The organism is Streptomyces avidinii (assembly GCF_045161815.1).
Classification (GTDB): domain Bacteria; phylum Actinomycetota; class Actinomycetes; order Streptomycetales; family Streptomycetaceae; genus Streptomyces; species Streptomyces avidinii.
In genome coordinates this window covers 6,584,633-6,609,278 of record NZ_CP108863.1, presented here as the reverse complement: position 1 = coordinate 6,609,278, position 24,646 = coordinate 6,584,633, and the positions used below count along the sequence as shown (strand labels likewise).

The 24,646-nt window shown below is 72.8% G+C and carries 20 protein-coding genes; 4 read left to right on the top strand and 16 right to left on the bottom strand.

What is annotated here, in order from left to right; all coding sequences use genetic code 11:
* Positions 1–23: 23 nt before the first annotated feature.
* The 9 genes from OG373_RS29805 to OG373_RS29765 form a co-directional block, all read right to left on the bottom strand.
* The gene (locus tag OG373_RS29805) at positions 24–1,460 is read right to left on the bottom strand and encodes a pseudouridine synthase (protein ID WP_405441418.1); all 1,437 of its coding nucleotides are present in this window, start codon (positions 1,458–1,460) and stop codon (positions 24–26) included.
* Entirely contained in the window at positions 1,460–2,095 is a 636-nt protein-coding gene (scpB, locus tag OG373_RS29800) for an SMC-Scp complex subunit ScpB (RefSeq protein ID WP_397735922.1), read from the bottom strand. Before scpB ends, OG373_RS29805 begins: the two co-directional genes overlap by 1 nt.
* A complete protein-coding gene (locus OG373_RS29795) occupies positions 2,092–3,204 on the bottom strand; it encodes a segregation and condensation protein A (RefSeq protein ID WP_405441417.1) in 1,113 nt (370 codons plus the stop codon). Before OG373_RS29795 ends, scpB begins: the two co-directional genes overlap by 4 nt.
* Before the next feature lie 363 nt (positions 3,205–3,567).
* Positions 3,568–4,098 (bottom strand): hypothetical protein, encoded by a 531-nt coding sequence (locus OG373_RS29790; protein WP_405441416.1) that lies wholly within the window; start codon positions 4,096–4,098, stop codon positions 3,568–3,570.
* Positions 4,083–5,201, bottom strand: coding sequence for a ParA family protein (locus OG373_RS29785; RefSeq protein ID WP_397735916.1), 1,119 nt, complete (start codon positions 5,199–5,201; stop codon positions 4,083–4,085). The genes OG373_RS29790 and OG373_RS29785 overlap by 16 nt, the downstream gene beginning before the upstream one ends.
* Before the next feature lie 368 nt (positions 5,202–5,569).
* Positions 5,570–6,685, bottom strand: a complete 1,116-nt coding sequence (ald, locus tag OG373_RS29780) for an alanine dehydrogenase (protein ID WP_397735914.1) — start codon at positions 6,683–6,685, stop codon at positions 5,570–5,572.
* A 152-nt stretch (positions 6,686–6,837) separates the two neighbouring features.
* Entirely contained in the window at positions 6,838–8,826 is a 1,989-nt protein-coding gene (locus tag OG373_RS29775; RefSeq protein ID WP_405441414.1) for a tetratricopeptide repeat protein, read from the bottom strand.
* Between the two features lie 151 nt (positions 8,827–8,977).
* On the bottom strand, positions 8,978–9,613 hold the full coding sequence (locus OG373_RS29770; protein ID WP_405444253.1) for an NUDIX domain-containing protein: 636 nt from the start codon (positions 9,611–9,613) through the stop codon (positions 8,978–8,980).
* Positions 9,614–9,696: 83 nt separating this feature from the next.
* Entirely contained in the window at positions 9,697–11,349 is a 1,653-nt protein-coding gene (locus OG373_RS29765) for a CTP synthase (protein ID WP_189973747.1), read from the bottom strand.
* Between the two features lie 446 nt (positions 11,350–11,795).
* On the opposite strand from OG373_RS29765, the gene OG373_RS29760 reads away from it, so the two are divergent.
* From OG373_RS29760 to OG373_RS29750, 3 genes are all read left to right on the top strand, one after another.
* Positions 11,796–13,625, top strand: a complete 1,830-nt coding sequence (locus OG373_RS29760; RefSeq protein ID WP_405441412.1) for a glycoside hydrolase family 15 protein — start codon at positions 11,796–11,798, stop codon at positions 13,623–13,625.
* A 133-nt stretch (positions 13,626–13,758) separates the two neighbouring features.
* A complete protein-coding gene (locus tag OG373_RS29755) occupies positions 13,759–15,141 on the top strand; it encodes an FAD-binding protein (RefSeq protein ID WP_405441411.1) in 1,383 nt (460 codons plus the stop codon).
* Positions 15,142–15,176: 35 nt separating this feature from the next.
* Positions 15,177–16,796 carry a PucR family transcriptional regulator gene (locus OG373_RS29750; protein WP_405441409.1) on the top strand — a complete coding sequence of 540 codons (1,620 nt, stop codon included), beginning with the start codon at positions 15,177–15,179 and terminating at the stop codon, positions 16,794–16,796.
* Between the two features lie 125 nt (positions 16,797–16,921).
* On the opposite strand, the gene OG373_RS29745 is transcribed toward OG373_RS29750, so the two are convergent.
* The 5 genes from OG373_RS29745 to OG373_RS29725 all read right to left on the bottom strand — a co-directional run bounded on the left by OG373_RS29745 (position 16,922) and on the right by OG373_RS29725 (position 22,117).
* Positions 16,922–18,046: a glycosyltransferase family 4 protein gene (locus OG373_RS29745; RefSeq protein WP_405441407.1), complete on the bottom strand. Its 1,125-nt coding sequence runs from the start codon at positions 18,044–18,046 to the stop codon at positions 16,922–16,924.
* 205 nt (positions 18,047–18,251) lie between these two features.
* On the bottom strand, positions 18,252–19,976 hold the full coding sequence (gene recN / locus OG373_RS29740; protein ID WP_405444251.1) for a DNA repair protein RecN: 1,725 nt from the start codon (positions 19,974–19,976) through the stop codon (positions 18,252–18,254).
* A gap of 107 nt (positions 19,977–20,083) precedes the next feature.
* Positions 20,084–21,028 (bottom strand): NAD kinase, encoded by a 945-nt coding sequence (locus tag OG373_RS29735; RefSeq protein WP_397735901.1) that lies wholly within the window; start codon positions 21,026–21,028, stop codon positions 20,084–20,086.
* Positions 21,025–21,840: a TlyA family RNA methyltransferase gene (locus OG373_RS29730; protein ID WP_405441406.1), complete on the bottom strand. Its 816-nt coding sequence runs from the start codon at positions 21,838–21,840 to the stop codon at positions 21,025–21,027. The genes OG373_RS29735 and OG373_RS29730 overlap by 4 nt, the downstream gene beginning before the upstream one ends.
* A gap of 7 nt (positions 21,841–21,847) precedes the next feature.
* Positions 21,848–22,117 carry a hypothetical protein gene (locus OG373_RS29725; RefSeq protein ID WP_405441404.1) on the bottom strand — a complete coding sequence of 90 codons (270 nt, stop codon included), beginning with the start codon at positions 22,115–22,117 and terminating at the stop codon, positions 21,848–21,850.
* A 64-nt stretch (positions 22,118–22,181) separates the two neighbouring features.
* Between OG373_RS29725 and OG373_RS29720 the strand changes: the two genes are divergently transcribed.
* Positions 22,182–22,529, top strand: a complete 348-nt coding sequence (locus OG373_RS29720) for an SCP2 sterol-binding domain-containing protein (RefSeq protein ID WP_052875800.1) — start codon at positions 22,182–22,184, stop codon at positions 22,527–22,529.
* A gap of 198 nt (positions 22,530–22,727) precedes the next feature.
* Here OG373_RS29720 and OG373_RS29715 read toward each other — a convergent pair whose 3' ends face one another.
* Positions 22,728–23,549 carry an ABC transporter ATP-binding protein gene (locus OG373_RS29715; RefSeq protein WP_405441402.1) on the bottom strand — a complete coding sequence of 274 codons (822 nt, stop codon included), beginning with the start codon at positions 23,547–23,549 and terminating at the stop codon, positions 22,728–22,730.
* A gap of 17 nt (positions 23,550–23,566) precedes the next feature.
* Positions 23,567–24,634 carry a FecCD family ABC transporter permease gene (locus OG373_RS29710; protein ID WP_405444250.1) on the bottom strand — a complete coding sequence of 356 codons (1,068 nt, stop codon included), beginning with the start codon at positions 24,632–24,634 and terminating at the stop codon, positions 23,567–23,569.
* Positions 24,635–24,646: the final 12 nt, after the last annotated feature.

The following is a 24,646-nucleotide window of genomic DNA, read 5'->3' as shown; positions in this document are numbered from 1 at the left end:
CTGCGCGGCGACCGGCCTGCGTCCTAGAGACCGACCTCGCGCATCAGCATGCCGACCTCGGTGTTGGTCAGGCGGCGCAGCCAGCCGGACTTCTGGTCGCCCAGCTCGATCGGACCGAAGGAGGTCCGGACGAGCTTCTCGACGGGGAAGCCGGCCTCCGCCATCATGCGGCGGACGATGTGCTTGCGGCCCTCGTGGAGGGTGACCTCGACCAGGTAGTTCTTGCCGACCTGGTCGACGACGCGGAAGTGGTCGGCGCGGGCGTAGCCGTCCTCCAGCTCGATGCCGTCCTTGAGGCGCTTGCCGATCTCGCGCGGCAGCGGGCCGGTGATGGCGGCCACGTACGTCTTCTTCACGCCGTACTTCGGGTGCGTGAGGCGGTGGGCCAGCTCACCGTGGTTGGTGAGCAGGATGATGCCCTCGGTCTCGGTGTCGAGCCGGCCGACGTGGAAGAGACGGGTCTCCCGGTTGGTGACGTAGTCGCCCAGGCACTGGCGTCCGTCCGGGTCCTCCATCGTGGAGACGACACCGGCCGGCTTGTTCAGCGCGAAGAACAGGTACGACTGGGTGGCGACGGTCAGGCCGTCCACCTTGATCTCGTCCTTCGGCTGGACGCGCTTGCCCTGCTCCAGCACGATCTCGCCGTTGACCTCGACGCGGGCCTGCTCGATGAGCTCCTCGCAGGCGCGGCGCGAACCCATGCCGGCGCGGGCGAGCACCTTCTGCAGACGCTCACCCTCCTCCTCGGCACCCGGGAAGGTCTTCGGGGTCTTGATCACGGGCTTGTCGGCGTACCGGTCGCGCACGCGCTCCTCGATCCGCGCGTCCAGCTCGCGGGGGCGGGACTGGCCGCTGCGGCTGCCGGGACCGCTGCGCGGGCCGCCCGCGCCGCCGATGCCGGGGGTCTTGGAGGTCCGGGGACCGCCCTTGGCGCCACCGCGCGCCGCAGCGCCGCGGGCACCGCCGCCGCCGGCCTTGGGGCCGCTGCGTCCGCTGCGCTCGCCCTCGGGGCCGACGTCGTAGCGGCGCTCCTCGGGACGCGGGTTGCGGATGCGGGGGGCCGGCTGGTCGCGGTCGCGCGAGTCGGAGCCGCCGCCCTGGTAGCCGCCACCGCCCTGGTAGCCGCCGCGGGAGCCGCCGGAGCTGCCGCCGCGCGAGCCGCCGGAGCCGCCCGAGCTGCCACCGCGGTAGCCACCGGAGCCGCCGGAGCCGCCGGAGCTGCCGCCGCGGTAGCCACCGGAGCTGCCGGAGCCACCGGAGCCGCCGCCGCGGGACCCGCCGGACCCGCCGGAGCCGCCACCGCGGTAGCCGCCGCCGGAGCCGCTGCTGCCGCCGGAGCCGCTCCCGCGGTAGCCACCGCCGCCGCTGGAGGAGCCGCCGCGGGAGTTACCGCGCCCGCCGCCACCGCCGCCGCCGCTGTTCCTGTTGCCGCCACCGTTGCCGTTGCCGCTGCTTCGCATCAAAGTTCCGTCGTCTTGTCGTCGTCTGCATCTGTGTCCGGTGCGTCCGGATCGAACGACGGAACACCTTCCTGCGTCTCGGCTTCGATCGCCTCCGCCTCGGGGAGGAAGGGCGCGAGCTCCGGGAGCTCGTCAAGGCCGCGCAGGCCCATCCGCTCCAAAAAGTGGTTCGTCGTCCTGTACAGGATCGCACCTGTTTCGGGTTCCGTCCCCGCCTCCTCCACCAGACCCCGCTGGAGGAGGGTCCGCATGACCCCGTCGCAGTTGACTCCGCGCACCGCGGAAACCCGCGATCGGCTCACCGGCTGGCGGTACGCGACGACCGCCAGGGTCTCCAGCGCCGCCTGGGTGAGCCGGGCCTGCTGGCCGTCCAGTACGAAGCCCTCCACGGCCGGGGCGTACTCCGCCCGCGTGTAGAACCGCCAGCCCCCGGCGACGAGCCTGAGCTCGAAGCCGCGGCGCGCGGCCGTGTACTCGTCGGCGAGCTCCCGCAGCGCGCGAGCGACCTCGCGCGGTGTGCGCTCCAGCACCTTGGCGAGGTGCGCCTCGGTCGCCGGCTCGTCCACGACCATGAGCACGGCCTCCAGGGCCGGCTTCAGCTCCAGCGCGGCCACCGCGCTCACGTCGCTGCTCAATCCTTCGCCTCCACGATCCGGTCGAACTCGTCGGTCACGGTCGGCATGCCGTCGCCGTCCCCGCCGCTCCAGCGCACGGTGAGGGTCTGCAGGGCCTCCTCCTGGTCGAGGACGACCGCCTTCTCCCGGTAGAGCTCCAGCAGGGCCAGGAAGCGCGCGACGACGGTGAGGGTGTCCTCCGCGTCCTCGGTGAGCTCCTGGAAGGTGGCCTCCCCGCGCGTCTTCAGCATCCGCACCACGAGCCCGGCCTGCTCGCGCACGCTGACCAGGGGGGCGTGGATGTGGTCCACGTAGACCTCGGGCTTGGCCCTGGGCTGCATCGCCTTCACGGCGAGCCGGGCGAACCCCTCCGGCCCGATGCTGATGACCACCTCGGGCAGCAGGTCGGCGTGGTGCGGCTCCAGCCCCACGGTCCGCGGGTACCGCCTGCCCTCGGCCTCCGCGCGCCGCTCGAAGATCTCGGCGATCTGCTTGTACGCGCGGTACTGGAGCAGGCGCGCGAAGAGCAGGTCCCGGGCCTCCAGCAACGCCAGGTCCGCCTCGTCCTCCACCTCGGCGACCGGCAGCAGCCGGGCGGCCTTGAGGTCGAGCAGGGTGGCGGCGACGACGAGGAACTCGGTGGTCTGGTCGAGGTCCCAGTCGGGTCCCATGGCCCGGATGTGCGCCATGAACTCGTCGGTGACGCGGGACAGCGCGACCTCGGTGACGTCGAGCTTGTGCCGCGAGATCAGCTGGAGCAGCAGGTCGAAGGGGCCCTCGAAGTTGGCGAGCCGCAGCGTGAACCGCCCGTCGCCGCCGGCGGGGGGCGCGCTCTCGGTGCGTACGTCCGCCTCGGCGTCCGGGACCGGGACCGGGAGCGGTGCTGGTGCTGGTGCCGACGCCGGGGCCGGTGCCGACTCCTGGGGCTCCTGCTGCCCGTCTGCGGGCCCGGGGGAACGTTCCGGCGCCGCAGCGTCCACCGCCGGCGCGGGGCGCGCAGCGGGCGCCTCAGCGGCTTCGGCGTCCGCTCCCGCCTCGTGCGCGTCCGGTTGCCGGGCCGCTTCGGGGGCGCCGGGGCCGCGGCCCAGGACGCGCCGGGTCGGTCGGCCGGGTTCGGCGGGGAGGGGCATCGCGGTCCAGGAGGTGCAAAGAGGCGGCGTGGAGGGCCGGGCGCCATGGCCGCGGCCATCAGCAGCCTACGGGCTCCCCCGCGCTCCCCGGCGGATCACCGCCCGGCACGCGCCGCACCGCCGGACCGGCGCTCCCCCGCCCGTACGGAGCGCCGCGCGGGCGGGTCCTCGCGACGGGGGCGGAGTTCCGGCGAACCGGGCCGCAGATCGCCCGGAGGCCCGGTGATCGGGCGGACAGCCGCCGGGGCCCGGCTCCGGGAAGGCGCGCCGCAGGCCGCGCCGCGACGCGCGGGCGACCCGGACGGACCGGGGCACCGGGCCACCGGGCCACCGGGCCACCGGAAGAGCGGGCCCGTAGTGCGGTCAGCGACCGCGCAGGCGCCGTACGAGGATGCTCGCGTCGCCGCGGGATTCGAGATCGGCGAGGACGACGGCCACCGCCTCGCGGACGATGCGGCCCCGGTCCACCGCCAGCCCGTGCTCCCCGCGCAGCACCAGCCGCGCGTGTTCCAGGTCCATGAGCTCCTCGGCGGAGACATAGACCGTGATCTTCTCGTCGTGCCGCTCGCGGCCGCTGGGGCGCCGGTTGGCGCCCCGGCCCTGCCCCTTGCCCCGGCGGCCCGCGCCGGCCGGGGCGGATCCCACGCCTCCGGCCGGGCCGGCAGAACCTTCCTGCGGGCGCCTGGGCTGCCCCACGACGGGCCCGCCGCTCTCCGCGCCGGCCGCGGCCTCCCGGCCACGGCCCTCACTCGCCGCGCCCCCGGCCGAAGTGGCCGAGTGTTCCGCGGCGGGCGTCTCGTCGACCCCGCGCCGCGGCGAGGACGACTGGAGCGCCATCCCCCCGGTCGTACGGAACAGTTCGTCGGCTCCGGGCAGACTCACTCGGCGTGACACCGGGCGAGCACCTCCCTGGCCAGCTGGCGGTAGGCGGCGGCGCCGACGGAGTTGGACGCGTACGTCGTGATCGGCTCACCGGCGACCGTGGTCTCCGGGAAGCGCACCGTGCGGCCGATGACCGTGTGGTAGACGTGGTCGTCGAAGGCCTCGACGACGCGCGCCAGCACCTCACGGCTGTGCACCGTACGGGAGTCGTACATCGTGGCGAGGATGCCGTCGAGCTCCAGCTCGGGGTTGAGCCGCTCCTGCACCTTCTCGATGGTCTCGGTCAGCAGCGCCACGCCGCGCAGCGCGAAGAACTCGCACTCCAGCGGGACGATGACCTTGTGAGCCGCCGTCAGGGCGTTCACGGTCAGCAGACCGAGCGAGGGCTGACAGTCGATCACGATGTAGTCGTAGTCGGCCATCAGGGGCTTCAGGGCCCGCTGCAGGGTGGACTCGCGCGCGACCTCGCTGACCAACTGCACTTCGGCAGCGGACAGGTCGATGTTGCTCGGCAGCAGGTCCATGTTGGGGACCGCCGTCTTGAGCAGCACCTCGTCGGCCGACATGCCCCGCTCCATGAGCAGGTTGTAGACCGTCAGGTCGAGTTCCATCGGATTCACGCCGAGACCCACGGACAGCGCGCCCTGCGGGTCGAAGTCGACGAGCAGCACGCGGCGCCCGTACTCGGCGAGCGCGGCACCCAGGTTGATGGTCGACGTGGTCTTGCCCACGCCGCCCTTCTGGTTGCACATCGCGATGATCTTCGCCGGACCGTGATCGGTCAGCGGACCCGGGATCGGGAAGTACGGAAGCGGGCGTCCGGTCGGGCCGATCCGCTCACGGCGCTGACGGGCAGCGTCGGGGGCGAGAGTGGCCGCGTACTCGGGGTCCGGTTCGTACTCCGCGTCGGGGTCGTAGAAGTGCCCCTCGGGCACATTGTCGTAGTCGGCGAAACCCACGGGCTTTTCGCCGCTCAGGTCGCCGGCCCTGGAGTTCACGTCTAGGCCGTCCATGCTCTTTCGGGGCGTCGTCATGTGCTGGTGGTTTGCGAAGGTGCGTACTGCGACGGAGCCGACGGCTTCGAGCCCGGTAGGGCCCTGGCCCCGCTCAGGCATCCCTGCTCGACCACCCCCAGGAGCAAATGTCGACTCATTCACAAGTCGTCTTACCTCCTCGGACGTGACCAGGACACTTATCGATAGGTCAGCGTGGCACCATGCCGACGGTTGGCGACTCTATGGCGTGTCACCACTCAGCGGCAACACAATCCGCCGGACCCGGCACGATGTGTCGGCAACCGAACACCACTCTGTCAAGGGCGCACGAGCTGTCGCTGCGAAGTTTCGCGGGTGTGCGAAAGGGTTAAAGGGTTACGTTCGAGGCGAGTTGAACGGGGTCGTCGGGCACCGCGCAAACGCGTCCGGCCGGACCTTGCGGGCAAGGTCCGGCCGGATACGTGAGATTGACGTCAGTCGTTGACGGGTCAGCCGAGCAGCGTGCTCAGCTCAAGGGTCTCGAGGCCGTGGGCCTCGGCAACGGGACCGTAAACGACCTGGCCGTCATGGGTGTTGAGACCCAGCGCGAGCGCGGCGTCACGACGCAGCGCCTCGGCCCAGCCGAGGTTGGCGAGCTGCACGATGTAGGGCAGCGTCGCGTTCGTCAGCGCGTAGGTGGAGGTGTTCGGAACCGCGCCCGGCATGTTGGCGACGCAGTAGAAGACCGAGTTGTGGACCTGGAAGGTCGGCTCGGCGTGGGTGGTCGGACGGGAGTCCTCGAAGCAGCCGCCCTGGTCGATCGCAATGTCGACAAGGACACTTCCGGGCTTCATCTTGGCGACGAGCTCGTTGGTGACCAGCTTCGGGGCCTTCGCACCCGGGATCAGCACCGCGCCGATGACGAGGTCGGCCTCGACGACGGCCTTCTCCAGCTCGAAGGCGTTGGAGACGATCGTCTTGATCTTCGTGCCGAAGACCTTGTCGGCCTCGCGGAGCTTGTTGATGTCGCGGTCCAGCAGGGTCACGTGGAAGCCCATGCCGATGGCGATCTGCGCGGCGTTCCAGCCGGAGACGCCGCCGCCGATGACCACGCACTCACCGGCGTGGGTGCCGGGGACCCCGCCCGGGAGGACGCCGCGGCCGCCGGCCGAGCGCATCAGGTGGTAGGCGCCGACCTGCGGGGCCAGCCGGCCCGCGACCTCGGACATCGGGGCGAGCAGCGGCAGCGCGCGGTTGGCGAGCTCGACCGTCTCGTAGGCGATGGCGGTGGTGCCGGACTCCAGCAGGGCGTCCGTGCACTCGCGGGAGGCCGCCAGGTGCAGGTAGGTGAAGAGCGTCTGGTCCTTGCGGAGGCGGTGGTACTCCTCCGCGATCGGCTCCTTGACCTTGAGCAGCAGGTCGGCGATGGCCCAGACCTCGTCGGCGCTGCCGAGGATCTCGGCGCCGGCCGAGACGTACTCGGCGTCCGTGATCGAGGAACCCACACCGGCGTTCTGCTCGACGAAGACCTGGTGGCCGCCTCGGACCAGCTCATGCACGCCGGCGGGCGTGATGGCGACCCGGAACTCGTTGTTCTTGACCTCGCGGGGGATGCCGACCTTCATCGTCGATCACGGTCCTTGGCTCAGGGGATTTTCGGGGGCACTTCCATACATACCCGCCCACAAGAACGCGCAACGGGATGCACCACGGGAAGCCGCGGTGAACCCAGTCTAATGAAGGATGAGTCGCTGTCTAGCCTTGCAAACCAATAATCTCAGTCGGAACCACTGCGGATTTCGCAGGCTGCGGGGTCGTCTCCCAGCAATCTGTCAGCCGCGGACCGGTGCAACCTGGCAGCTGCGGGGTCCCCGAGCCGGTCCAGCGTGTCGGCCAGCCGGACCTGCAGAGCGGCCTGAAGTCGCTGGTCCCCGGCCCTGCGCGCCAGCTCCACCGCCTCGCGGCAGGTGTGCAGCGATTCCTCGGGCCGGCCGGCGTACTCCTGGACCCGTGCCATCTCGCTCAACGCCTTTGCCTGCCCGGGCACATCGGCCAGCTTCCGGTAGCCCGCGGCGGCCGCCCGCCAGCTGCGCAGCGCGTCCCCGTACCGCCCCGCGTAGGTGTGCACGTTCCCGAGCCGCCCGTACAGCCGGGCCTCGTCCGCGCGCTCGCCCCGCGCCAGGGCCTGGGAGAGCGCCCGGCCGAACCAGTCGGAGGCCCGGTGCCAGTCCGCCAGCTCCTGGTACGCGCCCCCTACGGATTCCATCGCGCGGCCGGTCGCGTACGGATCGTTCGCCGCCCGTCCGGCGTCCAGCGCGGCCCGGTAGCGCTCCAGCGCCTCGTGGGTACGGCCGGTCGCGGCGTCCAGGTCGGCCAGGTTCAGCAGCGCGGCGGCCTGCTCCCGGTGCAGCCTGCGGCGCTCGGCCACGTCCAGGACCAGGCGGTGCAGCCCGTACAGCTCGGGAGCGGCCCCGGCCGTGCCCCGGTGGTCCGCCAGCGCCCGTACGAGGGCCGCGACCAGCCTGCGGGCCAGGGTGTCCAGCTCCCCGTCGGCCACGGCCAGCGAGGCGGCCGCGGACAGCGCGGGCAGCCGGGTGTCCAGCCAGGTGGCGGCGGCCCGCCGGTCGGGGAACCGCAGGGCGCGCGGCAGACCGTCCAGCAGTTCCCGCAGGCCGTCGTCGACGGCGGCGTCGACCCCGGGCTCCTCGGGCTCGGCCATGGCCCGGCAGGAGTGCAGCAGCCGAACGGTGCGCTCCAGCATCCGGGCCCGGGCCAGCTGGACCTCGGCGGGGCGCTCCTTGGCCTCCAGCAGGGCCTGGAGCATCGGTGCGAGGCAGCCGGGCAGCAGGAACAGGCCGTCCTGGGAGGAGTGGACGAGGCCCAGCCCGGCGAAGTCGTCGAGCGTGGACTGGGCGGCCGCCACGGAGCAGCCGGCGAGGGCCGAGGCGGTGTGCGAGTCGACGATGCCGGCCGGGGCGAGCGGCAGCAGCCGCAGGGTCCGCTGGGCGGGCTGCGGCAGGGACTCGTAGACGAGCCGGAAGCCGCGGGCGAGCGGGCCGCCGATGGTGGCGGGCATGTCGTGCAGCTGCTTGGCCACGTCGGCGACGGAGGCCTTGGGGTGGGCGGCGAGCCACCCGCCGACGAGGACGAGTGCGGCGGGCTGGCCCCCGCACTCCTCGGCGAGGGCCTCGGCGGCCCGGGGGTCGGCGGTGACGCGGGTGTCGCCGATGCGCTGCGCGAGCAGTTCCACGGCGGAAGGGGTGTCGAGCCCGCCGAGGGTGCAGGGCCGGACGTCGGGGATCCCGGTGAGCGGCCCCTCGGCGGTGACCACGACCAGGCACTCGGGGGTGTCCGGCAGCAGCGCGTCCACCTGCTGCGGATCGGCGGCGTCGTCGACGAGGATGATCACCCGGCGGCCTTCGAGGGCGGTACGCAGGGCGGAGCTCAGCTCGTCCTCGCCGGCTCCGGGCGGGGTGGGCCGCCCCAGCCCCTCCAGCAGGCTCCGGACGGCCCGCTCGGTCGCCACGGTCTCCCCGCCGGGGGCGGTGAGCCGGGTGCGGAGCACTCCGCCGGGATACTCCTCGGCGACCTCGCGCACGAAGGCCTCGGCGAGGGCCGTGCGCCCGGACCCCGGCCGCCCGGCGACGAGCAGCACCCGGGCCCGGGGCGCCTTGGCCTTGCGGCCGGAGAGGGTGTCGAGCCCGGTCCGTGCGATGTCCTCGCGCAGCTCCTTGAGCTCACGCCGCCGCCCGACGAAATCCGCCACGGATCCGCTCCTCTCCCTGCCACCGGATTGCGAGCGTAGTTCACGCAGAGCGACGACCCGTGTGGAGCGCGGCGGGCAAATCCCCCGATCGGATCAGCAGATGGACCTATTTTTCACGTACGGCCGACACGACCCGGCCGCACGGGCGCGGTCACGCCCCGTACGGGCGGGCCGGCCAGGGGGCCAGGGCCGGGCGCAGGGCCTCGATGCCGCCCTCGGAGGCGAGCGCCGCGGTGAGGGCCAGCACCCCGGTCACCAGGCCCGGGTTGCCCAGCTCGCCCGCCAGGACCCCGCGGACCAGGTCCTTCAGCGGGACGCGGGCGATCTCCATGTCGGCCTCCTCCTCGGAGACCTCGTACCGCTTCCCCTCGGCCTCCGCCAGGTCACGGGCGAGGAAGACCCGTACGGCCTCGTCGGATCCGCCGGGCGAGCTGAAGAAGTCGGCCAGCACCCGCCAGTCGCCCGCCTTGGCGTGCGCCTCCTCGTACAGCTCCCGCTGCGCCGCGTGCAGCGGGTTCTCACCGGGTACGTCGAGCAGCCCGGCCGGGAGTTCCCACAGCCGGTGCCGCACGGGGTGGCGGAACTGCTTCAGGACCAGCACCCGCTGCTCCTCGTCGAGGGCGAGGACGCACACCGAGCCGGGGTGCACCTGGTAGTCGCGGCGGACCACCGCGCGGTCGGGCATCCGGACCTGGTCCGACCTGACGGACGTCTTCGCGCCCTCGAACGGGGTCCGTGAGGCGACCACCTCCCACGACTCCGGTGTGTCCACGATGTCGTTGCCCATGGCCATGGCCGATACCTTCCCCGAGAACGCGACAGCCGGGGCACGATCCGTGCCCCGGCTGTCTACGTTATGCGGTCAGGCGCTCACTTCGCGGACTGCTGCCGCTCCACGGCCGCCTTGACCAGGCCCGCGAACAGCGGGTGCGGGCGGGTCGGGCGCGAGCGCAGCTCCGGGTGGGCCTGGGTGGCCACCAGGTAGGGGTGCACCTCGCGCGGGTACTCGACGTACTCGACGAGCTTGTTGTCCGGGGAGGTGCCGGAGAAGACGAGGCCCGCCTTCTTCTCCAGTTCGCCGCGGTAGGCGTTGTTGACCTCGTAGCGGTGGCGGTGGCGCTCGTCCACGTACGCCTGGTCGCCGTAGACCTCGCGCACGATGGAGCCCTCGGCGAGCTTCGCCGGGTACATGCCCAGACGCATGGTGCCGCCCAGGTCGCCCGCGCCCTCGACGAAGGCCAGCTGCTCCTCCATGGTCGAGATGACCGGGTGCGGGGTGGAGGCGTCGAACTCGGTGGAGTTCGCGTCGTCGATGCCGGCGAGGTTGCGCGCGGCCTCGATGACCACGCACTGCAGACCCAGGCACAGGCCGAGCAGCGGGATCTTGTTCTCGCGGGCGTAGGTGATCGCGCCGACCTTGCCGTTGACGCCGCGGTCGCCGAAGCCGCCGGGCACGCAGATCGCGTCCACGTCGCCGAGCACCGCCGCGGCGCCGTCCGGGGTCTTGCAGTCGTCGGAGGTGACCCACTTGATCTGGACGCGGGCCTTGTTGGCGAAACCGCCGGCGCGCAGCGCCTCGGTCACCGACAGGTAGGCGTCGGGCAGGTCGATGTACTTGCCGACGAGCGCGACCTTGACCTCGTGGTCGGGGTTGTGGACGCGGTCGAGCAGGTCCTCCCAGACCGTCCAGTCCACGTCGCGGAACGGCAGGTCGAGCTTGCGCACGACGTACGCGTCCAGGCCCTCGGTGTGCAGGACCTTCGGGATGTCGTAGATGGACTTGGCGTCGATCGCCGCGACCACGGCCGCCTCGTCCACGTCGCACATCAGCGAGATCTTGCGCTTGATGGAGGTCGGCACGTCACGGTCGGCGCGCAGCACGATCGCGTCGGGCTGGATACCGATGTTGCGCAGGGCCGCGACCGAGTGCTGGGTCGGCTTGGTCTTGAGCTCACCGGACGGGCCGATGTAGGGCAGCAGCGAGATGTGCACGACGAAGACGTTGTCGCGGCCGACCTCGTGGCGGACCTGGCGGACGGTCTCCAGGAACGGCAGCGACTCGATGTCGCCGACCGTGCCGCCGACCTCGGTGATGACGACGTCGACGTCCTCGGTCGCCATGCGGCGGATGCGGTGCTTGATCTCGTTGGTGATGTGCGGGATGACCTGCACGGTGTCACCGAGGTACTCGCCGCGGCGCTCCTTGGCGATGACGGTGTTGTAGACCTGGCCGGTCGTGACGTTCGCCGAGCCGTCGAGGTCGACGTCGAGGAAGCGCTCGTAGTGGCCGATGTCCAGGTCGGTCTCGGCGCCGTCGTTGGTGACGAACACCTCACCGTGCTGGAACGGGTTCATCGTGCCGGGGTCGACGTTCAGGTACGGGTCGAGCTTCTGCATCGTGACCCGCAGACCGCGCGCCTTCAGCAGCGCACCCAGGCTGGAGGCCGTCAGGCCCTTGCCGAGGGAGGAAGCGACACCCCCGGTGACGAAGATGTGCTTGGTCGTCATGGATTTGGGCGGCATCGCCAAGAGGGGGCTCCCGTGGTCGCGAGGTGAGGTGCGTCCGGCGCCGGCCACCGTCGATCCGGAAGGGTCTCAGGGGGCGCCGAAGCTGCGGTTTCGGGGCTCCTGATTCGCACAGGCAGACCACCGGTCCACGGGGTACCAGCCTATCAGCGCCCGGAGCGGTCCGCCTCCGGGCACGCGGCGCGCTCGCTCCGTCCGGAGGTGCCCGAGTGCGCCGGGGCGGCTCGGCCGCTGCTCACCCGTTCGGCCCAGCCGCATTCTTCCGGGGCTCACGTAGATCACTAGGGTGCCGTCATATCCTGCTCGGATATTGCACACATCACCGCCGGGCAGTCCGTCAGACGGCCTAACCGAGCCGATATACGGAATCATGGGCTCACGCGGAGATCCCTGCACACAGGAGACCGCGCAAACGCGCAATGCAAGCGCCCTTCGGGGCGGACGTGGCCGTTCGACTGGAGATGCACGTGTCCGGGCGCATCGAGGATTACGCACTGATCGGGGACATGCAGACCGCAGCACTGGTCTGCCGGGACGGGGCGGTGGACTGGCTGTGCCTGCCACGCTTCGACTCGCATGCCGTGTTCGCGAGCATTCTCGGCACCGAGGATCACGGGTTCTGGCGGATCGGCCCGTCGTTCCCGGCGGGCACCGAGGCCCCCCGTGCGACCCGCCGCCGCTACCGCGGTGACTCGCTGGTGCTGGAGTCGGAGTGGGACACCCCGCGCGGAAGGGTCCGCGTGATCGACTTCATGCCGCCCCGCGAGGACCACGCGCCGCAGCTGATCCGCATCGTGGAGGGCATCAGCGGGCGCGTGCCGATGCGTTCGGCGCTGCGGATGCGTTTCAGCTACGGGCGGGTCGTGCCCTGGGTCCACAAGGTCGACGGGCGCACGGTGGCCGTCGCCGGTCCCGACTCCGTCTGGCTGGACGCCGACGCGCAGACCTACGGCAAGGACCTGACGACGTACTCCGACTTCACCGTCGGGCCCGGCGACCGGAAGGCCTTCAGCATCAGCTGGCAGGCCTCGCACCGCGACGCGCCCGAGACCCCCGACGCCGAGGCGGCCCTGGAGTCGACCACCGAGTTCTGGCGCGACTGGGTCGATCAGTGCACGTACCACGGGCCCTACCGGGAGGCCGTGATCCGCTCCCTGATCACCCTCAAGGCCCTCACGTACGGCCCGACGGGCGGGATCGTCGCCGCGCCCACCACCTCCCTCCCGGAGGAGATCGGCGGGGTCCGGAACTGGGACTACCGCTACACCTGGCTGCGGGACGCGGCCATCACCCTCTCCTCGCTGCTGCGCACCGGCTACCGCGAGGAGGCCCGCGCCTGGCGCGAGTGGCTGCTCCGCGCGGTCGCCGGCGACCCGGAGAACCTCCAGATCATGTACGGGATCGCGGGCGAACGGGAGCTCGGCGAGACCGAGCTGGACTGGCTGCCCGGCTACGAGAACTCCCGCCCGGTCCGTGTCGGCAACGGCGCCGCCGGCCAGCTCCAGCTCGACGTGTACGGCGAGGTCACCGAGGCCCTGCACCTGGGCCACATGACCGGGCTCGCCCGCAGCGACTACGCCTCGCTGCTCCAGCTCAAGCTGATCCGCTACCTGGAGACCCACTGGGACCAGCCGGACGAGGGCATCTGGGAGGTGCGCGGCCCGCGCCGCCACTTCGTGCACTCGAAGGTGATGGCCTGGGTGGCCGTGGACCGCACGATCAAGCTGATCGAGAGCGGTGACGCGGACGGCCCGCTGGAGCGGTGGCGCGAACTGCGCGACGAGATCCACCAGGACGTGTGCGAGAAGGGCTACGACAAGGAGCGCAACACCTTCACCCAGTCGTACGGGTCGAAGGAGCTGGACGCCTCCCTGCTGCTGATTCCGCAGATGGGCTTCCTGCCGCCGGACGACAAGCGGGTCATCGGCACCATCGAGGCGATCCAGCGCGAGCTGTCCACGCCCGACGGTTTCATCCTGCGCTACCCGACGACGGGAGACGAGGCCGGCGTGGACGGCCTGGAGGGCGACGAGGGAGCCTTCCTGGCCTGCTCGTTCTGGATGGCCGACGACCTGGCGATGATCGGCCGGGTCGACGAGGCGCGGCGGCTGTTCGAGCGGCTGCTGTCGCTCCGCAATGACCTGGGCCTGCTGGCGGAGGAGTGGGACCCGCGGCTCCAGCGCCAGGTCGGGAACTTCCCGCAGGCCTTCAGCCACGTTCCGCTGATCGACACGGCCCTGCGGCTGACGGCCAGCGGGGCGTACGGGGGCTAGGCCGTCTCTTTCGGATCTTGCCGGGCCCGCGCACGACTCGCCGGGGCCGCGGGCTTTCTCGCCGCGCCCCGGTGATCGTCCCCGCCTACGCTGGAAGGGTCCTATGCCCTCCCTCCGGTGGAAGGGGGCAGCCATGGCTCCCCTGTCGAAGGCGGGCGCGGCCCTGACCGCGCTCCGCGAGGATCTGTCCGGCGAGGTCTTCGCTCCCGAGGATCCGGGGTACGACGAGGCCCGGACCCTCTTCAACGCGATGATCGACCGCAGACCGGCCGTCATCGCCCAGTGCGAGAGCACCGCGGACGTGATCACGGCGGTGCGTTTCGCGAGGGAGCTGGACCTGAACATCGCCGTGCGCGGCGGCGGGCACAGCGTGGCCGGCATGTCCCTCAACGACGGCGGTCTCGTCGTGGACCTGCGGCGCATGCACGAGGTGACGGTCCATCCGGCCGCCGGGGCAGCGCACATCGAAGGCGGGGCCACCATGAGCCACCTGGACCGGGCCTGCGAGCCCTACAAGCTGGCGACCACCGGCGGCCGTGCCTCCACCACCGGCGTCGGCGGCTACGTCCTGGGCGGCGGCAGCGGCTGGCTGGACCGGAAGTTCGGCCTGGCGGTGGACAACCTGCTGGGCGTGGACCTGGTCACCGCCGAGGGCGAGCTGATCCACGCGACGGCCGAGGAGCACCCCGAACTGTTCTGGGGGCTGCACGGCGGCGGCGGCAACTTCGGCATCGCCACCTCGCTGACCCTGCGGCTGTACGAACTCCCCGCCATGTCGATCGCGCTCGTGCTGTACCTGCCGGAGCGCGGGCCCGAGGTGGTCCGTACGTACCGGGACGTCATCGAGGCGGCACCGCCCGAGGCCTCCGGCGCCGCCCTCTACCTGACCGGCCCGCCCGAGGAGTTCGTCCCGCCGCACCTGGTCGGCCGGCTGGTGGCCGGCGCGCTGCTGACGTACGCGGGCCCCGAGGAGGAGATGCGCAGACTGGCCGAGCCGCTGCTGGCCATCCCGCACGAGTCGGAGATCGTCACGGCCATCCCGTACGCCGACCTCCAGTGCATGATCGACGACCCGCCGGGCATGCGGAACTACTGGTCGGCGGAGTACCTCACCGGGTGCCCGGACGCGTTCGTGGACGCCTTCTGCGCCCGCGCCGAGACCATGCCGGTACCGACCGGCACCCAGCATCTGGTCTTCCCGCAGGGCGGCGCCGTGGCCTCCGGCCCCGCCGAGTACCCGGTGCCGTACCGCGACGCGCCGTGGGCGGTGCACCCGTTCGGGATCTGGGAGGACGCGGCCGACGACGAGCGCTGCCGGCAGTGGGTCAAGGACGTCCGCGCCGACGCCCGGCCGTGGAGCACCGGCGCGGTCTACCTCAACTTCACCGGCGACGAGGGACCCCAGCGGCTGGTCGCGGGCCTGGGCGGCGAGAACATGCAGCGGCTGGGCGCGTTGAAGCGCCAGTACGACCCCGACAACATCTTCCGCTTCAACCACAACATCCGGCCCGCCTGACGATGGAGACGGGTCGGCCGGTAGCGTCCCGCGATATGGAAAACCAGGGCGGGATCACGGTTCAGCGGGCACTGGAACTGCCGGGGCTGCGCGGCGGCCTGCCGGAGGTGGTGGCCTGCGCCGACCGCCTGGGCCGGACCGTCCGCTGGGTGCACGCGGGCGAGGTGCCGAACATCGCCTCCCTGCTCAAGGGCGGCGAGCTGCTGCTGACCACGGGCCTGGGACTCGGCACCCGGCCGGCCGAGCAGCGCGCCTTCGTGCGCCGCCTCGCGGACCGGGGCATCGCCGCGCTGGTGGTGGAACTCGGCCCGCGCTTCACCCGGCTGCCGGCGACGATCGTGGAGACCGCGCGCACGGCGGGGCTGCCCCTGGTCCAGCTGCACCGGGAGGTCCCCTTCGTGGCGGTCACGGAGGAGGTCCACACCGAGATCGTCAACCACCACTACGCCCTGCTCCAGCGGGCCGAGGAGGTCCACCGCCGCTGTACGGAGGCCCTGCTGGGCGGTGGGGGCATCCCTCAGGTCCTGCGGATCCTGGCCGACTTCACCGGTAACCCGGTCTTCCTGGAGACCCCCGACGGCCAGCTCCTGTACGCGGCCGGCAGCGCGGCCGCCGATGCGGGCGCCGACCCGCTGCAGGTGTGGGAGGGCCTTCGGAGCCACCGCGAGGCCGAGCCCTCCGCGAACACGGTGGTGGTCGACGTTCCGGGCGGCGGCCACGGCACCGGTTCGGTCCGGGCCCGGGTCGTCCTGGTCGGGGTCTCGGCCCCGCTGCTCCCGGTGCACCGGATGGCGGCCGAACGCACGGCCGGTGTCCTCGCCGTCGTCCTGATGCAGGCGCGGCAGGAGGAGGAGCTGGCGGCGCGCGGCCGCGGCGACTTCCTGACGGACCTGGCGGAGGGCCGCATCTCTGCGGAGGACGCCCCGGCGCAGGCCCGCGTCCTGGGCTTCAAGCCCGGCGGCGGGCCGCTGCTGCCCGTGGTCATGCGGCTCTCCTCGGAACTCGGCCCGTCCGGCAACTGGGCGGTGCTGGCGCGCGCGGTGCTGGAGGAGCTGTCGTCCGTCGGGGTGCCGGTCCTGCTGGGCGTCCGCCCGGTCGAGGGCCGGGTTCCGCTGCTGGTCTCCCTGCGCGCGGAGTCGGAGCGTACGGCGGTGGCCGACCGGGTCTCGGCCGCGCTGCGGGCGGGCGTCGAACGCGCGGGCCTGGACCGGGCCGACGCCCCGCCGGCCGTGGTCGTCGGCGTCGCGGGGGGCTGGGCGGCCGCCTCGGCGGGCCTGCGCCATGCCGCGGAGACCGCGACGGCCGCACACGGGCTGCCGGCCCGCCCCTGGTACGACGCCCGTCGCCTCGACATCGACCTGCTGCTGTGGCGGCTGCGCGAACACCCCGACCTGGCGGCCTTCGTGGAGCGCGCGATCGGGCCGCTGCGCACGCACGACACGGCCTCGCGGCCGCCGCTGCTCCCCACGCTGGAGACGTACCTGGCCCACGCGGGCCGCAAGGCGGAGACGGCCCGTGAGCTCCACCTGAACCGGCAGACGCTGTACAACCGGCTGGCCCGCATCTCGGAACTCCTGGGTACGGACCTGGACGACCCCGAGACGGTCCTCTCCCTCAGCCTGGCCCTCCGCGCCCGCCGCCACACGCCTTCCTGACGCGGACTCCGCCCACCCCCGCGCCTCAATCGCCGGCGGGGCTGTATTCCAGCCCCGCCGGCGATTGAGGCGCGGGGGTGGGGGGCGGCGTCCCCGGAGCGGCGGCGCGCCACCGCACGGCACGGCTAGCGGCGGGTTCGTTCCATCAGTTCGTCGTAGACGGACAGGACCTGCGCGACGGTGTCGTCCTCCGACGGCCACGTCGACGCCTGCGCCCGCCCCGCCGCGGCCAGCGCGGCCCGCCGGTCCGGGTCGGCCAGGAGGCCGGTCACGGCCGAGGCCAGCACCCCCGCCTCCCCCGGCGGGACCAGCACCGCGCCCTCCCCCACCAGCTCCGGCACACCCCCCACCGTCGTGGCCACCAGCGGTACCCCCGCCCGCAGCGCCTCCTGCGCCAGCAGCGCCCGTGCCTCCCACCGGCTCGGCAGCACCGCCAGGTCCGCCGCGGCCAGCAGCTGCGCCGCGTCCCGGCGGCGGCCCAGCAGCCGTACCGGGAGCCCCTCCGCCGCGATCCGCCGGGAGAGTTCGGCCCGTAGCGGCCCCTCCCCCGCGATCACCAGCAGCGGCATCGGGTCGAGGCCGCGCCACTCCCGTGCCGCGTCGAGCAGTACGGAGTACCCCCGGTGCGGCACCAGGCTGCCGACCGCGATCAGCAACGGCCTTTCCACCGCGCCGAGTTCCGCGCGTACCTTGCCGGGGTCGGCCGCGGCCCCCGCGTCCGCCGGGCCCGTCGGGACCGCCACCGGGGCCAGCCGCGCGTCCCTGGCGCCCCGCAGCCGTGCGAGGTCCACCTGGTCCGAGGAGGCTCCGAGGACCACCGCGGCGGCCCGCGCGACGTGCCGTTCCAGCATGCGGCTCAGCCGCCCGAGCGCACCGGCCGCCGTGGGGCCGTCACCGTGCCAGCTCACCACCAGCGGTACCCGGCGCCCGCGCATGGCCAGTGCGGCGCGCATCCCGGCGCGCACGCCGTGGGCGTGCACGAGGTCCGCTCCGGCGCACGCGGCCCGCAGCACACTGACCGCGTCGGGCGCGAACTGCGCCCCGGCGCCGGTGAAGTCGTACTCCCCCTCCGTCCGGACGGGCGCGCACACGGTGACCCGTACCCCGCGCGCGGCGAGTCCGGTCGCGAGCGACCGTACGTGCGCGCTGCTGCCCGCGCCCGCACCGTCGGCGAGTACTTGCACGGTGCGCAGCGGTGGCCGGCCGTAGGGCTGGGCCGGAAGGGAGGTGGAGACCGGGGAGCTGCTCACGGGCCGAAGCTCCAGGGTGAGGGAGTCAGTAGACCTGGCCAAGGATGCCAGTCCGCACGCGCGTTCCGGGACCATACGGGTGCGGATCCCGGACGAGATACCGCAGGACGCCCCTCAGCCTCACCCACACGGGCTACCGCCGGGTCGGCCCGGGCATGCCGGAGGGCCCGGAACGCCGCGCGTTCCGGGCCCTCACCGGGGCGCCTCACGCGTCCGCGCGCGCCGCCGCCAGCAGTTCCTCCGCGTGTGCCCGCGCCGAGACCGAGTCCTCGTGTCCGGCCAGCATGCGCGACAGCTCACGGATCCGGGCCTCGCCCTCCAGCACGGTGACCCCGCTGCGGGTGACCGATCCGTCGTTGGTCTTCTCGACGAGCAGTTGACGGTCCGCGAAGGCCGCCACCTGCGGCAGGTGCGTGACGACCACGACCTGCGCCGACTTGGCCAGCTTGGCCAGCCGTCGGCCGACCTCGACCGCCGCCTTGCCGCCGACTCCCGCGTCGACCTCGTCGAAGAGGTAGGTGGGCACCGGGTCGGAGCCCGCGAAGACGACCTCCACGGCCAGCATCACCCGGGACAGCTCACCGCCCGAGGCGCCCTTGGCGATCGGCCGCGGCTGGGCGCCCGGATGCGGGGCGAGCAGCAGCTCGACCTCGTCCGCGCCCGAAGGCCCGTAGGCGACCGGGCGGCCGTCCACGTCCACCCCTTCGGGGTCCTCGGCCTGCCGGATGTCGATGGTCACGCGGGCGTGCGGCATCGCCAGCGAGGCCAGCTCCGCCGTCACCGCGGAGGCGAAGCGCGTCGCCGCCTCCACCCGGGCGTCCGTCAACGCCTGTGCCAGCAGCGAGAGTTCGCCGCGCAGCCCGTCGCGTTCGGCGGTCAGCTCGGTGATCCGCTCGTCGTCGCCGTCCAGTTCCAGCAGTCGTGCCGCGCCTTGTTCGGCCCACTCCAGTACGGCGTCCACGGTGCCCCCGGAGCCGTACTTGCGGGTCAGCTGGGTCAGTGCGGCCCGGCGTTCCTCCACCGCGGCCAGCCGCAGCGGATCGGCGTCCAGGTCGTCGGCGTAGCCCGCCAGTTCCCCGGCCACGTCGGACAGCAGGATGCCCAGCTCCCCGATCCGCTCGGCGAGCGCGCCGAGCGCCGGGTCGTGCGACCGTACGGATTCCAGCGCCCGGTGGGCGCCCGCGACGAGCATGTTCGCGTCGATGGCCTCCGGGTCCTCGGGGTTGCCCGCGAGCGCGGCGTGCGCCAGCTGCGCCGCCGAGGCCAGCGATTCGGCGTGCCCGAGCCGCTCGGCCTCCGCCGCGAGTTCGGCGTCCTCGCCGGCCACGGGTTCCACGGCCGCGATCTCCTCCAGACCGAAGCGCAGCAGGTCCGCCTCCTGGGCCCGCTCGCGTGCCCGGGTGGTGATCTCCTCCAGCTCCACGGCGGCCGCGCGGAGCCTGCGGTAGGCCGAGCCGTACTTCTCCAGCGGGACGGCGACGGCGTCCCCGGCGTACCGGTCGAGCGCCTGCCGCTGCCGGGCCGGGCGCAGCAGTCCTTGCTGGTCGGTCTGCCCGTGTACGGCGACCAGGTCGTCGGCGAGCTCGCCGAGCAGGCCGACGGGCACGGAGCGGCCTCCGACGTGGGCGCGCGAACGGCCCTCGGCGGACACGGTCCGGCTGATCAGCAGGGCGCCGTCGTCGAGCTCGGCCCCGGCCTCCTCGGCCCGTACGGCGGCGGGGGCGTCCGGACGCATGACGATGCGGCCCTCGACCACCGCCGCCTTGGCCCCGATCCGCACCAGGGCCGGGTCGGCGCGACCGCCGAGCAGCAGCCCGAGGCTGGTGACGACCATCGTCTTGCCCGCGCCGGTCTCGCCGGTCACCGCGGTGAAACCGGGCGACAGCTCGACCACCGCGTCGTCGATGACCCCGAGCGACCGTATCCGCATCTCCTCAAGCACGGGACGACGATACCGAGGTTTCATGGGTGCCATGTGACGTCACCCGTTCCGAGTTGTTCGAACGGATGTGCTATTGGAGGCGTGTGAACTGCGCCTCAGTGCGGCGCCCCGCGCCAACCCGACACCGGCAGCGCGAACTTGGCGACGAGCCGGTCCGTGAAGGACGCGTGGTGCAGCCGGGCGAGCCGTACCGGTACCGCACCCCTGCGCACCTCGACCCGTGCCCCGGCGGGCAGCTCCAGCATCCGCCGGCCGTCGCACCACAGCACCCCGTGCGGAGTCCCGTTCTGCACCTCCACCGCCAGCACCGAGGTCGGCGAGGTCACCAGCGGCTTCGCGAACAGTGCGTGCGCGCTGATCGGCACCATCAGCAGTGCCTCCACCTCCGGCCAGACCACCGGCCCGCCCGCGGAGAAGGCGTAGGCCGTGGAACCCGTCGGAGTGGCGCAGACGATCCCGTCGCAGCCGAAGCCGGTCACCGGCCGCCCGTCGATCTCCAGGACCACCTCCAGCATCCGCTCCGGGGACACCTTCTGGACCGCGGCCTCGTTCAGCGCCCAGTCCCGGTGGACCACATCGCCGTTCGTGCGCACGACCACGTCGAGGGTCATCCGCTCCTCGACCTCGTACGAGCGCGTGACCACCCGGTCCACGACCTTGTCGAGGTCGTCGCGCTCGGCCTCGGCGAGGAACCCCACCCGGCCCAGGTTGACGCCCAGCATGGGCACCCCCGAGGCGCGCGCGAACTCCGCGCCGCGCAGCAGGGTCCCGTCGCCGCCCAGGACGATCAGCAGCTCACACCCGTCGAGCGCCCCCGGGGTGGACTCGGTGACCAGCTCCACCTCGGGCGGCAGCGGCAGGTCCACCGCCTCGTGCTCCATCACGCGGACGCCGAGCCCGCACCTCAGGAGCCCCTGCACGACCAGCTCGGCACTGCGGATGGCCGCCGGCCGCCCGGTGTGCGCGAGCAGGAAGACCGTCCGCCCCGTCGCCGAAACCCCTGAAAACCCTGCACCCGCTGAATCCGATGAAACTGTCACTGCGGCCCCTCCGCCACTGCACGGTCAACATCCGCCGGGTCGAGTGCCGGTGCCCCCGCCCGCAGCCACAGAAAGTACTCGACGTTCCCCGAAGGACCCGGCAGCGGACTCGCCGTCACCCCGAGAACACCCAGCCCCAGCTTCGCCGCTTGCGCCGCGACCTCGCGCACGGCTTCCGCCCGCAGCTCCGGGCTGCGCACCACGCCGCCGCTCCCCAGCCGGTCCTTGCCGACCTCGAACTGCGGCTTGACCATCAGCACCAGGTCGGCGTCCGGCGCGCAGCAGCGCACCAGCGCCGGCAGCACCACGCCGATGGAGATGAAGGACAGGTCACCGACGACCAGGTCGACCGGGACCCCGTCGAGCTGCTCCACCGTCAGCTCGCGCACGTTCGTACGGTCCTTGACCGTGACCCGGTCGTCGCTCTGCAGCGACCAGGCCAGCTGCCCGTAGCCGACGTCCACGGCCATCACGCGGGCCACGCCCGAGCGCAGCAGCACATCGGTGAACCCACCGGTGGAGGCGCCGGCGTCCAGGGCGCGGCGGCCCTCGACGGCCAGTCCCAGCGGCTGGAAGGCCGCCAGGGCTCCGGCCAGCTTGTGGCCGCCCCGGGAGACGTAGTCGGGGTCGCTGTCGTCCTTGAGGACCACCAGGGCCGCGCTGGTCTCGACCTGGGTGGCCGCCTTGGTGGCGGTGGTGCCGCCCACGGTCACCCGGCCCGCGGCGATCAGCTGCGCGGCGTGCTCGCGCGAGCGGGCCATGCTGCGGCGTACCAGTTCGGCGTCCAGGCGGCGGCGTGCCACTCCTGCCACGTTCGATTCAGCTCCTGTTTTCGTACGGACCAGGGACGGGCGGTGCGTCCAGCGCGGTCAGCGCCTCGCGCAGTCCCCTGTGGACATCCTCGTACACCTCGACGTGTGCGTCCGCCGCGAGGTGGTCCGCGTCCGCCAGCCGCGCCAGGTGCGCGTCCACACCGGCGTGGCCGGTGGCCGTGCGTACGACGCCCAGCGCCACGGGCCCGGCAGGCTCGGCGGACTCGGCGGACCCGGCGGGCTCTTCGGCCCGGGTCTCGGCAGCTTCGTCGGTCATGCCCCGACGCTACCCCGAAGCGCCCGGCGACCACGCATGGCTCTGCGGTACGGTCGTGATCACGATGGCTACGATCCAGGAGTGCCGCGAAGCACTCGACAGACTCTCCGACAACCTCGCCCGGGCCGACGAGGGCGTACGCGGCGCCGCCGCGTTCGACCGCTCCCTGAGCTGCCACATCACGGACCTGGACCAGACGTTCACGGGCCGGCTGCAGGCGGGCCGGATCCGGGTGGACGCGCTCACCCCGGGCCCGCCCGCCGACAAGGCGGAGATCCGGCTCGCGATGACCGGTGACGACCTCGTGGCGCTGGTCGCGGGCGAGCTGAAGTTCGCCAAGGCCTGGGCCTCCGGCCGAGTCCGCCTGGAAGCCGGCTTCCGCGACCTCCTCCGCCTCAAGAGCATGCTCTAGCGCCCTCGGCCCCACCGACACCCAATCCAGCCCCGCCGGCTTCGAGGAACACCCACCCGGCCCCACCGGCGTTTGAGGCGCTCTTTCAGCCTCGCCGGCGTTTGAGGCGCGGGGGTCCGGGGGCAGCGCCCCCGGCAACGGCGCCGCACCGGGCATCCGACACCCGGCCCGGCCCGGCCCGCCCACCCGCCCGGAGGGCTACTCGGCCCGGGCCACCACACGGGCCTTGCGCGCCGCCGGAACCACCAGCGGCGTCCCCGTCTCCGGGTCGTCGATCACCTGGCAGCGCAGCCCGAACACCTTCTCCACGAGCTCCGCCGTGACCACCTCCTGCGGCGGCCCCTCCGCAACGACCTCCCCGCCCCGCATCGCGATCAGGTGCGTCGCGTAACGGGCCGCGTGGTTGAGGTCGTGCAGCACCGCGACGAGCGTGCGGCCCTGGTTCTCGTGCAGCTCCGCGCACAGGTCCAGCACGTCGATCTGGTGCTGGATGTCCAGGTACGTCGTCGGCTCGTCGAGCAGCAGCAGCGGGGTCTGCTGCGCCAGCGCCATCGCGATCCACACCCGCTGCCGCTGCCCGCCCGACAGCTCGTCCACGGCCCGGTCGGCGAGCTCGGCGACCCCGGTCGAGGCCATCGACTCGTTCACGACCCGCTCGTCCTCGGCCGACCACTGCCGCAGCAGCCCCTGGTGCGGGTACCGGCCGCGCGAGACCAGGTCGGCCACCGTGATGCCGTCCGGCGCGATCGAGGACTGCGGCAGCAGGCCCAGGGTCTTGGCGACCTTCTTCGCCGGCAGCGACCCGATGGCCTGCCCGTCCAGCAGCACCCGCCCGGCGGACGGCTTCAGCATCCGCGAGAGGGCCCGCAGCAGGGTGGACTTGCCGCAGGCGTTGGGGCCGACGATCACCGTGAAGGAGTTGTCGGGGATCTCCACCGACAGGTTCTCGGCAATGACCCGCTGGTCGTAGCCGAGGGTCACGTTCTCCGCGGTCAGCCGCTGCACTTGCGTACTCCTCATATCGCGATACTTCGCAGTCATATACGTCCCGCCTTGCGCTCGGTGACGAGCAGCCAGAGCAGGTAGACACCGCCGACGAGGCCGGTCACCACGCCCACCGGCAGCTGGTCGGCGCCGAAGGCCCGCTGCGAGGCCAGGTCGGACACCATCAGCAGGACCGAGCCCATCAGGGCGCCGGTCAGCAGGTTTCCGCCGGGCGAGCGGGTCAGCCGCCGGGCCAGCTGCGGCGCGGCCAGTGCGACGAAGCTGATGGGCCCGGCCGCGGCGCTCGCCGCGGTGGTGAGCAGGATCGCCGCGAGCATCAGCAGCATCCGCGTCCGCTCCACCCGCACGCCGACGGCGTACGCGGCGTCGTCGCCCATCTCCATCATCCGCAGGGCCCTGCCCTGCCCCAGGACGAGCGGGAAGAGCACCGCGCACACCGCGAGCAGCGGCCACACCTGCGCCCAGTCCCGGCCGGCCAGCGAACCGGTCAGCCACACCATGGCGCGGGTGGCCTCGATCATCTGGGCCTTCGTGATCAGGTACTGGATCACGGCGATGAGGATGGCGGAAGCGCCGATGCCGACGAGCACCAGCCGGTACCCCTGGATGCCCTGCTTGTACGCGAGCAGGTAGACGACGACCCCGGCCAGCAGGCCGCCGACCAACGCGCCGACGGCCACCTCGGTGGCACCGCCCTTGAACAGGATGATGACGACGAGCGCGCCGACCGCCGAGCCGTAGCCGAAGCCCAGCATGTCCGGAGAGCCCAACGGGTTGCGGGAGACGGACTGGAAGACGCCGCCGGACATCCCGAGCGCCGCGCCGACGAGCAGTGCGACCAGGACCCGCGGCAGCCGCAGGTCGTTGACGATGAAGTCGTTGGCGGGGGTGCCGTTGCCCAGCAGGGTCTGTACGACGTCCCACGGCGCGATCTCGAAGTCGCCGGTGCCGATGAGCACGACGGCGAGCGCGAGCGCCGCGGCGGTCAGCAGCACGCCGACGGCCAGAGCGCGCCGCTCGACGCGCAGCGAGATCCCGCCGGGCAGGTGCAGCGGACGGGATCCGGACCCGCTCTTGCGGGGACGGTCGGTCGCGGTCACGGTGGTGGTCGC

Bases quoted from the DNA above. Each gene is read 5' to 3' on its own strand.
- OG373_RS29805 (WP_405441418.1), bottom strand. From the start codon at position 1,460: ATGCGAAGCAGCGGCAACGGCAACGGTGGCGGCAACAGGAACAGCGGC.
- OG373_RS29795 (WP_405441417.1), bottom strand. From the start codon at position 3,204: ATGCCCCTCCCCGCCGAACCCGGCCGACCGACCCGGCGCGTCCTGGGC.
- OG373_RS29785 (WP_397735916.1), bottom strand. From the start codon at position 5,201: ATGCCTGAGCGGGGCCAGGGCCCTACCGGGCTCGAAGCCGTCGGCTCC.
- ald (WP_397735914.1), bottom strand. From the start codon at position 6,685: ATGAAGGTCGGCATCCCCCGCGAGGTCAAGAACAACGAGTTCCGGGTC.
- OG373_RS29770 (WP_405444253.1), bottom strand. From the start codon at position 9,613: ATGGGCAACGACATCGTGGACACACCGGAGTCGTGGGAGGTGGTCGCC.
- OG373_RS29765 (WP_189973747.1), bottom strand. From the start codon at position 11,349: ATGCCGCCCAAATCCATGACGACCAAGCACATCTTCGTCACCGGGGGT.
- OG373_RS29755 (WP_405441411.1), top strand. From the start codon at position 13,759: ATGGCTCCCCTGTCGAAGGCGGGCGCGGCCCTGACCGCGCTCCGCGAG.
- OG373_RS29750 (WP_405441409.1), top strand. From the start codon at position 15,177: ATGGAAAACCAGGGCGGGATCACGGTTCAGCGGGCACTGGAACTGCCG.
- recN (WP_405444251.1), bottom strand. From the start codon at position 19,976: ATGCGGATACGGTCGCTCGGGGTCATCGACGACGCGGTGGTCGAGCTG.
- OG373_RS29725 (WP_405441404.1), bottom strand. From the start codon at position 22,117: ATGACCGACGAAGCTGCCGAGACCCGGGCCGAAGAGCCCGCCGGGTCC.
- OG373_RS29720 (WP_052875800.1), top strand. From the start codon at position 22,182: ATGGCTACGATCCAGGAGTGCCGCGAAGCACTCGACAGACTCTCCGAC.
- OG373_RS29715 (WP_405441402.1), bottom strand. From the start codon at position 23,549: ATGAGGAGTACGCAAGTGCAGCGGCTGACCGCGGAGAACGTGACCCTC.